The sequence below is a fragment of the Marinactinospora endophytica genome (genome assembly GCF_054780875.1).
On the sequence record NZ_BAAGVM010000004.1, the window covers coordinates 323,713 to 336,775 of the forward strand.

Here is a 13,063-nt window from a genome sequence, read left to right on the forward strand (position 1 = left end):
CTCGTGGTTCTTCCTTGGGTTCTGTGGCGTTGTGGATCAGGCCCGGACGATGGCGAGCACGTCGTCGCGCAGCTTCGCCATGGTCGCGGAGTCGGGGGCCTCGACGTTGAGTCGCAGCAGCGGCTCGGTGTTGGAGGCGCGCAGGTTGAACCAGCTTCCGTCGGCGAAGGACACCGTGAGCCCGTCGAGGTGGTCGACGGTGACGTCGTCGCGGCCCGCGTAGGCGGCCTCGACGGCGGCGGAGCGGCCGGCCTGGTCGGCGACCTCGGAGTTGATCTCGCCCGAGGCGGCGTACCGGGCGTACTCGGCGGTGATCTCCGACAGCGGCCGCTCCTGACCGCCCAGCACGCCGAGCACGTGCATGGCGGCGAGCATGCCGGTGTCGGCCCGCCAGAAGTCCCGGAAGTAGTAGTGGGCGGAGTGTTCGCCGCCGAAGATCGCCCCGGTCTCGGCCATGGTGGCCTTGATGAAGGAGTGGCCGACCCGGGTGCGCACCGGGTTCCCGCCGTGCTCGCGGACGATCTCGGGAACCGCCGAGGAGGTGATGAGGTTGTGGATGATGGTCGCGCCGGGCTCCTTGGCGAGCTCCTGCACCGAGACCAGCGCGGTGATCGCCGAGGGCGACACCGGCTCGCCCCGCTCGTCCACGACGAAGCAGCGGTCGGCGTCGCCGTCGAAGGCCAGGCCGATGTCGGCCCCGGTCTCGCGGACCCGGGCCTGGAGGTCGACGATGTTGTCCGGGTCCATGGGGTTGGCGGGGTGGTTGGGGAAGGTCCCGTCCAACTCGAAGTACATCGGCACGATGTCCAACGGGAGCGGGTCGAGGACCTGGTCGCCCAGGACGGCGGGAACGGTGTAGCCGCCCATGCCGTTGCCCGCGTCCACGACGACCTTGAGCGGGCGGATGCCCGAAAGGTCCACCAGGGAACGCAGGTGCGCGGCGTAGTCGGCGAGCAGATCGCGCTCGGTGATGGTCCCCGCGGGGCCGTCGTGGGCCGGAACCCCTTCCTCGGCGAGCCAGCGGATCTCGTCGAGACCGGTGTCGGAGCTGATCGGCGCGGCCCCGGCACGGCACATCTTGATGCCGTTGTACTGGGCCGGGTTGTGGCTGGCGGTGAACATCGCGCCGGGGAGGTCCAGTCGGCCGGAGGCGAAGTAGAGCAGGTCGGTGGAGGCCAACCCGGCCATGACGACGTCGGCGCCCTGGCTCGCGGCGCCCTCGGCGAAGGCCCGGGCGAGTTCGGGGGAGGAGGGACGCATGTCGTGCGCGACGACGATGCCGTCCGCCTCGACGACCCGGGCGAAGGCGGCGCCGATGGCACGGGCGATGCCCGCGTCCAACGTGTCGGGAATCACACCACGAACGTCGTAGGCTTTGAAGATCTGACCGAGGTCACCCACAGCTTCTCCGGATAAGAGTGTCGATGTGCCGCCGAGCCCGCGGACCGGTGGACCCACGGGATACCAACGTACAAGACGGCGGCCCCGGTCGTACGGGGCCCGATCGGGCCCTTCCCGCTCGTTTGTCCGGCAAACGCGCTGGAAGACCCCTTCAGGCGTCTTGTGGGGGACGGTCGGGGCGACCGGGACGCCCCGAGGGGTGGCCCGGCGCGGGGGGCTCGGACTTGACGACGCGCAGGTGGCCGCGGCGGTGGGTCTCGACGCCCTGCCCGACCGGTTCGCTGGCCTGAGGGGGGCGCGCCGCCTCGCGGACGGCGTTGGCCAGCGCCTCCAGGTCGTCGCTCCCGGGTCCGCCGGTGGTGTCGGCGGGAAGCCGCACCACCTCCCACCCGCGCGGCGCGGTGAGGCGGTCGGCGTGCATCGCGCACAGGTCGTAGCAGTGGGGTTCGACGTAGGCGGCGAGCGGGCCGAGCACCGCGGTGGAGTCGGCGTAGACATAGGTGAGCGTGAAGACTGCTGGCTGCCTGCACGCGGTGCGTGAGCAGCGTCGTACAACGCTCACGGGCAAAGACGGTATCCGTTTCGGGGCCCGCACGCCAGCATCGCGCCCCCCGCTCGTGTCTTCGCGACGTGGCGGATCGGACACCGCCGAAACCCCCAGGGGCTGCGCTCGGGGGTGGTGATGGCTTAGGCTCGATATGTGCGACGAGTGCACCTTCACCGGCCTCAAGCCAACCGAGTACGACGTAGAGACCGCCACGGCCGCGGGATCCGCGGTCCACTGACGCCTCCTGAGCTCCCCATCACCCGCAGCCGCGCCCAGCTCTTCGACGACCTGGTGCTCGACGCCGTCGAACGCCTGGAACGGGTCTGGGCTCGCGAACTCGCGAATGTGGAGTTCCTGGTCGAAGACGTCCCGCAGGTCCCACGCGGCGTCACCGCGGACGACGGCATCCCCTTCTCCCGTCTGGAGGCATCCAGGACGGGCCAGGCCCGGATCATCGTCTACCGGCGCCCTGTGGAGATCCGCACCAAGGATCCCGAGGAGATGGCGCTGCTGGTCTACGACACGGTCGTCGAGGAGGTCGCCAACCTGCTCGGACTGGAGCCGGAGACCGTCGACCCCGAGGCCTGACGCGCGAATCCGTCCCGGGAGCGGGCCGCCCGCTCCCGGATCGTCCTGGGCGGGTCCGCCCGCCATTCCCTCCGGGGCGGGGTGTCACACGATCGGGACATCCCATGTGGCGCGCCTCCGTTAGAAGAGGCGGACAGCCGGAAACGACAAAAAGGGCGTGCGCCCCAGGTGCCGAACACCCAGGACACACGCCAGAAGCCCCCGTTGGGCTACAGAGCGTCAGCCAGGAAATCGAAATCCTGACCGGCCGCTTTCTTCAGCCGACGCCGTTCGCGTTCGGAGAGTCCCCCCCAGATGCCGAAGCGTTCATCGTGCTCCAGCGCGTATTCCAGGCACTCCGCCCGCACCTCACACGAGTGGCAGACCTTCTTCGCTTCTCGTGTCGAGCCGCCCTTCTCGGGGAAGAACGCCTCGGGATCGGTCTGCGCGCACAGGGCGCGTTCCTGCCAGCCCAGATCTTCGTCTGCGCCGTGCGCCAGCGGGATAACCTCGCTCACGCGCACCTCCTATTGCCCCCCTAGATGTACCCTCCCTTTCGACCCCCGGGAGGGTGGAAACACACCTTGAAATTACACGCGCGTGTCTCGCTATACGTCAAGCACGCGACGTGGTAATCCCCTGAATATCACGTGACAAACGGCGACTCACCGTTGAACCGCGATCCCTCAGCGGATTACCACGTCAATTCGCGGTGCGCGGGGCGCGGAGGGATCAGCGCCGGTCGTCGTCGCGGTACCAGCCCTGCTGGCGGTCCTCGCCCTCGGTGCTGGAACGCCGCTGCTCCGAGGAGTAGTTCTCGCCGTAGGGACTGGTCGTCTCGTGCGGGTTGGCCGTGTAGCCCCCTGTTCCGTACTGCCCGCTGTAGCCCGGCTCAACCCTCATCGTCGACTCGCTGTCGCTCTGATCCTGCTGAGGGGTCTCAGCGGCCGGGGTCTGCTGGTACCAGCCGTACTGGATGGCGTCCTGCGCCGCCTGCTCGCCGCCCTGCGCCGGGTCGTTGCCCGGAGTCACCGGCGGCTGGATCATCGTCGCCTCGGCGTCCGAGGGGTAGCCCGGCTGCTGCCCGCTGTAGGAGTGCTGCTCACCGCCGGCGTGGGCCTGGCCGGACTCGTACTCCGAGGCCCCGTAGGACTGCTGTCCGCCGGTGCCGTAGGGCGCCGCGGGCTGCTGGCCGTAGGACCCGTAGCCGCTCTGCGCGCCGCTGTCGGTGTAGCCGGGCTGGGCCGCGTAGGGCGGCTGTTCGGCCTGCGCGTAGGACTGCTGACCGTAGGCGTTCCCCTGCTGGTGCGCCCCCTGCTGCCACTCCTGGCCGTAGGACTGCTGCTGGTAGTCCCCGTAGCCCTGCTGGGCGTTCCACTCCCGGGCGGAGTCCTGTCCCCCGGTCGAGGAGTACCCCGCCTGTCCCTGGTAGGCCGACTGGTCGTAGGAGGCCGAGGGGTCGGGCTGGGCCTGGTAGGCCGGCTGTCCCCCGCTGGGCTGGGCGTACCCCTCGCCCTGGGGCTGCGGCCAACCGGTCTGCGCCGGCTCACCGTAGGTGTGGCCGTAGGCCGCGTGCGCGCCGGCCTGCGGGAATCCGGTGCCGGTCTGCGCCGCGGGGTCGGCCGGCGGCGCGAACGACTGCTGGGCACCCGTGTGCGGGGCGAACGGCTGCTGCTGGCCGTAGGGGCCGACCGACGCGGAGCTGCGCGGCACCAACGTGCGGTCACCGAAGACCTTGAGCAGGACGAAGGCGGCGACCCCGAGGATGGCCAGGTGGGCCAGTGTGACGAAGAAGTCGCTGAAGCTGATCGCCATGCTGTAGCCCGCGGAGGCGACGAAACTCATGATCAGGGTGATGAGCCCCACCAGAAGGCCCAGCCCCGCCATGATCAGGGAGGCCAACACGACGGGGAACGCCCGTGAACGTCCGGACGGGAGAACGGCGAGCGCCACCGCGGCGAGGAGCAGGGCGACGGTCACCGGACCGAAGAACAGCTCCCCCCTGGCGACGAAGTTGGCGGGGATCGATGAAGGGCCGTACTCACTGGCGTGCGCCCCGAACAGGTAGATGAGGCCGCCGAGCATCCGCACCCCTACGGCGCCGAGCAGCGCCCAGGCGGCGGGCTCCCGCAACCGTTGGATGGCTTCGTTGTTCAAGAGAGGTTCCCCTCTGCTGCTTCGCTGTCGCGTCGGTGGCAGCTTTGCATATCGACACGTTGTGCAAGGAATTCGATTGGAACGCGGGATGGTCCCCGGCATCGCCGCGCGTCACCGACGGCGGGAGCACGGTTTCGGCCACCATGCCGGAAGCGTGCGGGGACCGGGCCGGCGGTGATCGGTGTCCCCCACCGCTGCGGCGCCTCCGACCCACGCCGCCGGCTCCCCCCAGGGACACGGCGCGTCCATGATCCCACCCTGCCAGACTTGATCCCATGCGGATAGTCGTGCTGGCTGGTGGTATCGGAGGGGCGCGGTTCCTGCGCGGCCTGAAATCTGTGCTCGGGTCCGGGGAGGGGACCGACGGGAGCGATCCGGAGATCACCGTCATCGGCAACACCGGTGACGACATCACCCTTTTCGGCCTCAAGATCTGTCCGGATCTGGACACCGTGATGTACACGCTCGGGGGCGGAATCAACGAGGAACAGGGGTGGGGACGCGCGGAGGAGACGTTCAGCGTCCGTTCTGAGCTGGCCGCTTACGGAATGCAGCCGCAATGGTTCGGTCTGGGAGACCGTGACGTCGCCACCCACATCGTGCGGACCCAAATGTTGTCCGCCGGCTACCCGCTCTCGGCGGTCACCGAGGCGCTGTGCGACCGTTGGCGGCCCGGCGTCCGGTTGATCCCGATGACCGACGAGCGGGTCGAGACCCACGTGGTGGTCTGCGACGACGAGGGACGCCGGGCCATCCACTTCCAGGAGTGGTGGGTGCGCCACCGGGCCGCCCTGCCCGCCGAGGCGATCCTGCCCGTCGGGGTCGAGAAGGCGACGCCGGCCCCGGGCGTGCTGGAGGCCATCGAGGCGGCCGACTTCGTCCTCTTCCCCCCGTCCAACCCGGTGGTCAGTGTCGGCACGATCCTGGCCGTCCCCGGCATCCGCGACGCGGTCGCCGCCAAGACCGTGGTCGGGGTCTCCCCGATCATCGGCGACGCGCCGGTGCGGGGCATGGCCGACGCCTGCCTGAGCGCGATCGGGGTGGAGACGAGCGCGCGCGCCGTCGCCGAGCACTACGGCGCCGAGCTGCTCGACGGCTGGCTGGTGGACGACGCCGACGCGGGCACCCGGGTCGAAGGCATCGACGTGCGTTCCCGTCCGCTGTACATGAGCGATCCCGCCGCGACCGAGGCGATCGCGCGGGCCGCCGTCGACCTGGCACTCGAACTCAAGGAGCGCGCATGACCACCTCGATCTCCGTCCACGGTGTGACCGGCCTGCCCGAGATCGGGGCCGGGGACGACCTCGCCGCGTTGATCGCCGACGCGGTCGACCTCCACGAGGGGGACGTCGTGGTCGTCACGTCCAAGGTCGTCAGCAAGGCCGAGGGCCGGCTGCGCCACATGGACCGCGACGAGGCGATCGACGCCGAGACCGTGCGCGTGGTGGCGCGGCGCGGGCGCACCCGGATCGTGCAGAACCGGCAGGGCTTCGTGATGGCGGCCGCCGGTGTCGACTCCTCCAACGTGCCCCCGGGGACCGTGCTGCTGCTGCCCGAGGACCCCGACGCCTCGGCGCGCGCTCTACGGGCCGGACTGCGCGCGCGGTCGGGGGTGAACCTCGCCGTCATCGTCAGCGACACCTTCGGTCGCCCCTGGCGCAACGGGCAGACCGACATCGCGCTCGGTGCGGCCGGGATCGATGTCCTGGAGGACCTGCGCGGACACACCGACTCCCACGGCAACGTATTGGAGGTGACGGTCAGCGCCGTCGCCGACGAGATCGCGGCGGCGGGCGAGCTGGTCAAGGGCAAGACGGCCGGTGTGCCCGTGGCCGTCGTCCGCGGGCTCGGCCACCTGGTGACCGCGGAGGACGGGGCCGGCGCGCGGGCGTTGATCCGTCCCGCCGACGCCGACCTGTTCCGTTACGGTTCGCGTGACGTGGTGGCCGCCCGGCGAACGGTGCGCGAGTTCACCGGGGAACCGGTCGATCCGCAGGCCGTGCGGCGCGCGGTGGCCGCGGCCCTCACCGCCCCCGCCCCCCATCACACGACCCCGTGGCGGTTCGTCCTGGTGGAGTCCGCCCGGACGCGCAAGCGGCTGCTCGACGCGATGTTGGAAGCCTGGGTGGCCGACCTGCGCGGTGACGGCTTCGACGAGAAGGCCGTGGCCCGGCGTACGCGCCGGGGTGACGTGCTGCGCAAGGCCCCCTATCTGATCGTCCCGTGCCTGGTGGCCGATGGCGCGCACGCCTATCCGGACGAGCGCCGGGCCGGCGCGGAGCGTTCGATGTTCCTGGTCGCGATGGGCGCGGGGGTGCAGAACCTGCTCGTGGGGCTGACGATGGAGGGCCTGGGCTCGGCCTGGGTCTCGTCCACGCTGTTCTGTCCCGACGTGGTGCGCGAGGTGCTGGAACTGCCGCGGGAGTGGCAGCCGATGGGGGCGGTGGCGGTCGGGCACGCCGCCGCGGCGCCGAAGGAACGCCCTCCCCGGGATCCGGCGGCGTTCATCGAGGTGCGCTGAGGTCTTCGTTCGGCGCGGGGGCGGGGTGGGCCGGTGCCGGCCCACCCCGCCCCCGCTTTTATCGAAAAGAATCTTTCCGGTTTATTGACCGCCGCGAACCGATCTCTTAACTTTGTTTCCAATTAAATAGGCGACCGGTCGGCGACACCCCGCACAGCAGAAACCGGACGGGCCGAGCAGGGCACCCCGCCCCGCCGACGCCCGCCCGGGCCGCCCCGTCGTATCTCCCCCAGCGTCAGGAGCCTCCGTGAACCTCAGACCACTACGCTCCGTAATGGCGGCGATCGCCTCCGCTCTCATCACCGTCGGCGGCATCACCCTCGCCGCCACCTCCGCGCACGCAGAGGACCCGCCCGCCCCCGAGCCCGCCACGACCTCGGCCTCCGGCCAGTGGCTCACCGGTTACTGGCACAACTTCAACAACGGCTCCACCGTGCTACGCCTCAACCAGGTTCCCGACGCCTACAACCTCGTCGCGGTCGCCTTCGCCGACAACCTCGCCGGCACCCCCGGCGGCATCACGTTCAACCTCGCCTCCTCCGAACTCGGCGGCTACACCGAACAGCAGTTCAAGAACGACATCGCCGCCATCCAGGCCCAGGGCCGCAAGGTGATCATCTCGGTGGGCGGTGAGCGCGGGCACGTCAGCGTCGCCAACGCCACCGAGGCCGCCAACTTCGCCCGAACCACCTACGACCTCATGGTCGAGTACGGGTTCGACGGTGTGGACATCGACCTTGAGCACGGCATCAACGCGCAGTACATGGAACAGGCGCTACGCGACCTGGCCGGTCGGGCCGGATCCGACCTCATCATCACGATGGCCCCCCAGACCATCGACTTCCAGGCGACGACGATGCCCTACTACCAGCTCGCCCGCAACATCTCCGACATCCTCACCATCGTCAACATGCAGTACTACAACTCGGGTTCGATGCTCGGCTGCGACCAGCGGGTCTACAGCCAGGGCACCCCGGACTTCGTCGCCGCCCTGGCCTGCATCCAACTCGAAATGGGGCTGCGTCCCGACCAGGTCGGCCTGGGCGTCCCGGCCGTCCGTTCCGCCGCCGGCGGCGGCTACATGCCCCCCTCCGACGTCATCCGCGCCCTGGACTGCCTGGAGACGCGGACCAGCTGCGGTTCCTTCACCCCCTCCCGGGCCTATGGCCCCATCGGGGGGATCATGACGTGGTCGATCAACTGGGACGCCACCAACAACTACGCCTTCGCCAACACGATCGGTGCCCGGCTGGGCAGCGGTGGCGGAACCACGCCCACCCCCACCCCCGAGCCGACGCCCGAACCCACCCCGGGCGACTGCGCCGCCCCGGCCTGGAGCGCCAGCGCCGTCTACACCGGCGGTGACCAGGTGACCTACAACGGCCGCCTCTACCAGGCGCGCTGGTGGACCCAGGGCGAGACGCCCTCCTCCGCCGCCTGGGGCGTGTGGCAGGACCTCGGTCCCTGCTGACCCGTCCCCTCCCCGTGGCCGTCCCCGACCTGGGGGCGGCCACGGTCGTGTGGTGTCGCCCCGCCGCTCCACCCCGTGCGTGCCACAGTGAGAGGCGACGACACGGAGGGGGCACACGTGACCGACGACGCCTACATCCTGGCCGGGCTCATCATCGTGCTGACCGTCCTCGCGGGACGGCTGGTCGCCCCCCTGCTGCGGCTACCGGACGCGGTCGTCCTGGTGGCGCTGGGTTTCGCGGTGAGTTTCCTGCCCGGTATGCGCGAGGTCCACATCTCGCCCGAGGTCGTGCTGCTGGTCTTCCTCCCCCCGCTGATCTACAACGCGGCGTTCTTCTCCTCCCCCCGTGAAATGCGCGCCGAGGCCCGGCCGATCATCGCCCTCGCGGTCGGCGCGACCCTGGTCACCGCGCTGGCGGTGGCCGCGGCCACCTACTACACGCTGCCCGCGACCGGTTGGCCCGCGGCGATCGCGCTCGGCGCGGCCGTCGCGCCCACCGACGCGGTCGCCGCCTCCTCCGTGCTCAAGCGGGTCGGCGCGCCACGACGGGTGGTCACCGTGCTGGAGGGCGAGAGCCTCATCAACGACGGTGTGGCGCTGACGTTGTTCGGCCTCGCGGTGACTGCCATGACCACCCACCTCACCCCCGCCGACGGCCTGCTGGAGCTGGTGCGCGTCGTCCTCGGCGGCGTCGCCTACGGGCTGGTCGTGGCGCTCGTCGTCACCCGGGCGCGCCGGCGGATGGACGACGACAACGTCCAACTCGTCGTCTCGCTGGTGACCCCGTTCGTCGCCTACGTCCCGGCCGAGCTGGTGGGCTTCTCCGGCGTGCTGGCCGCCGTGACCGCGGGCTTCTACCTGGGCACCCGCGGCGAGGGCATCCTGCCCCCACGTGTCCGGGTGACCGGGCGGACCGTGTGGCAGGGGCTCGTCATGCTGCTGGAGTCGGTGCTGTTCGTCCTGCTCGGGCTGCAACTGCACGAGGTGATCGCCCACGTCGCCGGACTGCCGCCGGCCGAGCTGGTGACCACCTCGCTGGCGGTCATCGTCGCCGCGGTGGTGGTCCGTCTCCTGTGGGAGGTGTTCGTCCCGCCGGTGATGCGCCGGCTGCCGGGCGGACTCCGGCTCGACCCCGGCCCGCTGCCCCACCGGCTCGTCGTCGGCTGGAGCGGGATGCGCGGCGCGATCTCGCTGGCCATCGCCCTGTCGCTGCCGCTGACCGTCGGCGGGGCCCCCTTCACCGACCGCAACCTGCTGATCTTCCTGGCCGCCGTGGTCGTGCTGGCCACCCTGGTCGGCCAGGGGACGACCCTGCCGCTCCTGCTCCGCCGGCTCGGTGTGACGGCCGAGGACCGGGTACGGCACGAGATCGCCCTGGCCGAGGCCGCCATGGGGCGCGCGGCACTGGCCCGCATCGACGACCTGCTCGCCGACGAGCAGGTCGACGAGCGGACCGCCGAGACCTACCGGCGGGTGCACGAGCTGCGCGTGGCCCACTCCGAGGCCCTGGTGGACACTGACGGCCGCGACCACGGCGCGCGACGCGACCTCAAGGACACGGTGTTCCTGCGACACGAGATCATCCGGGCCCAGCGGGCGGCACTGGGCCGCCTGTACCGCAGGGGCGGGATCGGTCACGAGGTGTTCCAGTCCCTGCGGCACGAGCTCGACGTCCAAGAGCCGCACCGGCCGGAGCCCTGACCTCCGGCCGGCGACCGGACCTCAGGCCAGGGGGAGCCGGGTGCGGCGCAGGCTCTCGGCGACACCGTCATGCGCCTCGGCGACCGCGCGACGCTCCGGCGCCACCTCCCCGTACAGCGTCGTCCGCTGGCGCAACGGCCGCCCCGTCGGCTCGACCAGCGCCCGGATGTCGCTGATCGTCTTGAACGAGCCGTTGTCGGAACCGGCCATGCGGCTGATCGTCTCCTCCATCAGCGTCCCGCCGACGTCGTTGACGCCTCCCGCGAGCAGCAGACGGCAGGTGTCCTCGGCCAGCTTGACCCAGGAGCACTGGATGTTGTCGATGTGACCGTGCAGCAGCAGCCGCGCCAGCGCGTGCACCGCGCGGTTCTCGCGCACCGTCGGCCCGGTCCGGGCCAGGCCCGCCAGGTAGATCGGCGCGTTGGTGTGCACGAACGGCAGGAGCACGAACTCCGTGAAACCGGGGCGGCCGTTGCGTTCGACCGCCCGCTGCTGGAGCGAGCGGATCAGCTTGATGTGGGCCACCCAGTGCCGCGGGGAGTCCACGTGCCCGTACATCATCGTCGAGGTCGTCGGAATCCCCAGGTCGTGGGCGGTGCTGATGACCTCGACCCATTGGGCCGCCGGCAGCTTGCCCTTGGTCAGCACCCATCGGACCTCGTCGTCGAGGATCTCGGCCGCCGTCCCGGGGATCGAGTCCAGCCCGGCCTCGCGCGCCCTGACCAGCCACTCGCGGACCGGGAGGTCGGTGCGGGCCGCTCCGTTGACCACCTCCATGGGGCTGAAGGCGTGGACGTGCATCCGCGGAACACGTTCCTTGACCGCCCGGGCGATGTCGAAGTACGCCTCGCCCGGCAGGTCCGGGTGGATTCCCCCCTGCATGCACACCTCGGTGGCGCCGGCCTCCCACGCCTCGGCGGCGCGGTCGGCGACCTGGGCCACCGACAGGGTGTAGGCGTCGGCGTCGGTGCGGCGCTGGGCGAACGCGCAGAACCGGCAACCGGTGTAGCAGACGTTGGTGAAGTTGATGTTGCGGGTGACCACGAAGGTCACGTCGTCGCCCACCGCGTCGCGGCGCACGGCGTCGGCGAGCCGCGCCAGTTCCTCCAGCTCCGGACCGTCGGCGTGCAGCAGGGCGAGCGCCTGGTCGTCGTCGAGGCCGGCGGGATCCCGTTCGGCCGCGGCCAGCGCCGCGCGCACCTCGGGGTCGAAGCGCCGCGGCGCCGCGGCACCGGAGAGCTCGGCCCGCTCGCGCAGCAGCGACCAGTCGCCGTAGACCTCGTCGAAGTCGCCGCGGCGGTCGTCGGTCCGCCCCTCGGCGTCGATGCCGACGTGCAGGTCGGTACGGCCCGACCCGCCCAGCGCGGCCTCGGGCGCCTGCCAGGGCCGGCCCTGCACGGTGACGTCCTCGCGGGCCAGCCCGGTGGCCGGATCCGCGAGGGCGGTGACGTGCGGGACCAGCCTCGGATCCAACCAGGGTTCGCCGCGCAGCACGTACTCCGGGTAGATCGTGAGGCGCTCGCGCAGCGCGAACCCCGAGCGCGCGGTCTGCGCGGCCAGCTCCTCGATCTGCGGCCAGGGGCGTTCCGGGTTGACGTGGTCGGGCGTCAGCGGGGAGACGCCGCCCCAGTCGTCGATGCCGGCGCGCAGCATCAGCGCGTATTCGTCGCCGATGAGGTTGGGCGGCGCCTGCACCCGCGCCGTGGGCCCCATCACCAGCCGGGTCACCGCGATCGTGGCGGCCAGCTCGGCGAGTTCGGCGTCGGGGCGGTGCATCATCGCCGTGTCGGGCTTGGCGCGGAAGTTCTGCACGATGACTTCCTGGATGCCTCCGTACTCCCGGGCGACCGCGCGCATCGCGAAGATCGACTCGGCCCGTTCGGCGACGGTTTCGCCGATGCCGATGAGGATGCCCGTGGTGAAGGGCACGTTGCTCCGCCCGGCGTCCTCCAGCACCCGCAGGCGGACCGCAGGGTCCTTGTCGGGGCTGCCGTAGTGGGGGCCGCCCCGTTCGGTGAACAGCCGCCGCGACGTCGTCTCCAGCATCATCCCCATGGAGGGCGCGACCGGCTTGAGCCGCTGGAGGTCGGACCAGCCCAGCACCCCCGGGTTGAGGTGGGGCAGCAGGCCGGTCTCCTCCAGGACCAGGATCGCCATGGCGCGGACGTAGGAGAGGGTGTCGTCATACCCCTGCTCGTCCAACCAGCGCCGGGCCTGCTCCCAACGGTCCTCGGGCCGGTCGCCCAGCGTGAACAGGGCCTCCTTGCATCCCATCTCGGCGCCCTTGCGGGCGATGTCCAGCACCTCGTCGGGGGTGAGGTAGGGGGCCGGGAGCCGGCCCGGGACGGTCGCGAAGGTGCAGTAGTGGCAGCGGTCACGGCACAACCGGGTCAGCGGGATGAAGACCTTGCGACTGTAGGTGACGACACCAGGACGTCCGGCCGCTTCCAGGCCCGCGTCACGCACCCGGCCGGCGTACTCCAGCAGCGCCTCCAGCTGCTCGCCGCGCGCGTGCAACAGGACCTCGGCCTCGCCGACGTCCAGCGTCTTGCCGTCACGGGCGCGGGCCAGGGCCCGCCGTAGCGCCGAGGGGGACGGGGCCTTCTCGGTGTTCTGGTTCGTAGCACCACTCATAGGCGGCACGATACGCGCAGGTAGCCCTGCCCGGGGTCACCGCCCGTGGCAGGGCCGCCTGTCG

General features: G+C 71.2%; 10 protein-coding genes. 5 read left to right on the forward strand and 5 right to left on the reverse strand.

Features of this window, described 5'->3' with window-relative positions; genetic code table 11:
* Nucleotides 1–36: 36 nt before the first annotated feature.
* Nucleotides 37–1,401: a phosphomannomutase/phosphoglucomutase gene (locus ACYVHU_RS10165; protein ID WP_498948193.1), complete on the reverse strand. Its 1,365-nt coding sequence runs from the start codon at nt 1,399–1,401 to the stop codon at nt 37–39.
* Nucleotides 1,402–1,552: 151 nt separating this feature from the next.
* The gene (locus tag ACYVHU_RS10170) at nt 1,553–1,963 is read right to left on the reverse strand and encodes a DUF3499 domain-containing protein (RefSeq protein WP_498948194.1); all 411 of its coding nucleotides are present in this window, start codon (nt 1,961–1,963) and stop codon (nt 1,553–1,555) included.
* A gap of 147 nt (nt 1,964–2,110) precedes the next feature.
* Here ACYVHU_RS10170 and ACYVHU_RS10175 point away from each other — a divergent pair, with 147 nt between their 5' ends.
* Nucleotides 2,111–2,536, forward strand: a complete 426-nt coding sequence (locus ACYVHU_RS10175) for a metallopeptidase family protein (protein ID WP_078761618.1) — start codon at nt 2,111–2,113, stop codon at nt 2,534–2,536.
* 209 nt (nt 2,537–2,745) lie between these two features.
* Here the strand turns inward: ACYVHU_RS10175 and ACYVHU_RS10180 are convergent, their stop codons facing one another.
* Together ACYVHU_RS10180 and ACYVHU_RS10185 are read right to left on the reverse strand one after the other, a co-directional pair.
* On the reverse strand, nt 2,746–3,033 hold the full coding sequence (locus tag ACYVHU_RS10180; RefSeq protein ID WP_078761619.1) for a WhiB family transcriptional regulator: 288 nt from the start codon (nt 3,031–3,033) through the stop codon (nt 2,746–2,748).
* A 214-nt stretch (nt 3,034–3,247) separates the two neighbouring features.
* Complete coding sequence (locus tag ACYVHU_RS10185; RefSeq protein ID WP_144390080.1) at nt 3,248–4,672, reverse strand: hypothetical protein; 1,425 nt, start codon at nt 4,670–4,672, stop codon at nt 3,248–3,250.
* Between the two features lie 275 nt (nt 4,673–4,947).
* On the opposite strand from ACYVHU_RS10185, the gene cofD reads away from it, so the two are divergent.
* The 4 genes from cofD to ACYVHU_RS10205 all read left to right on the forward strand — a co-directional run bounded on the left by cofD (nt 4,948) and on the right by ACYVHU_RS10205 (nt 10,365).
* Nucleotides 4,948–5,916 carry a 2-phospho-L-lactate transferase gene (cofD, locus tag ACYVHU_RS10190; protein WP_078761621.1) on the forward strand — a complete coding sequence of 323 codons (969 nt, stop codon included), beginning with the start codon at nt 4,948–4,950 and terminating at the stop codon, nt 5,914–5,916.
* The gene (locus ACYVHU_RS10195; protein ID WP_078761622.1) at nt 5,913–7,193 is read left to right on the forward strand and encodes a coenzyme F420-0:L-glutamate ligase; all 1,281 of its coding nucleotides are present in this window, start codon (nt 5,913–5,915) and stop codon (nt 7,191–7,193) included. Before cofD ends, ACYVHU_RS10195 begins: the two co-directional genes overlap by 4 nt.
* 274 nt (nt 7,194–7,467) lie before the next feature.
* Nucleotides 7,468–8,664 carry a glycosyl hydrolase family 18 protein gene (locus ACYVHU_RS10200; RefSeq protein ID WP_078761623.1) on the forward strand — a complete coding sequence of 399 codons (1,197 nt, stop codon included), beginning with the start codon at nt 7,468–7,470 and terminating at the stop codon, nt 8,662–8,664.
* A gap of 117 nt (nt 8,665–8,781) precedes the next feature.
* The gene (locus tag ACYVHU_RS10205; RefSeq protein WP_078761624.1) at nt 8,782–10,365 is read left to right on the forward strand and encodes a Na+/H+ antiporter; all 1,584 of its coding nucleotides are present in this window, start codon (nt 8,782–8,784) and stop codon (nt 10,363–10,365) included.
* A gap of 21 nt (nt 10,366–10,386) precedes the next feature.
* On the opposite strand, the gene ACYVHU_RS10210 is transcribed toward ACYVHU_RS10205, so the two are convergent.
* The gene (locus tag ACYVHU_RS10210; RefSeq protein ID WP_078761625.1) at nt 10,387–12,999 is read right to left on the reverse strand and encodes a bifunctional FO biosynthesis protein CofGH; all 2,613 of its coding nucleotides are present in this window, start codon (nt 12,997–12,999) and stop codon (nt 10,387–10,389) included.
* Between the last annotated feature and the right edge of the window lie 64 nt (nt 13,000–13,063).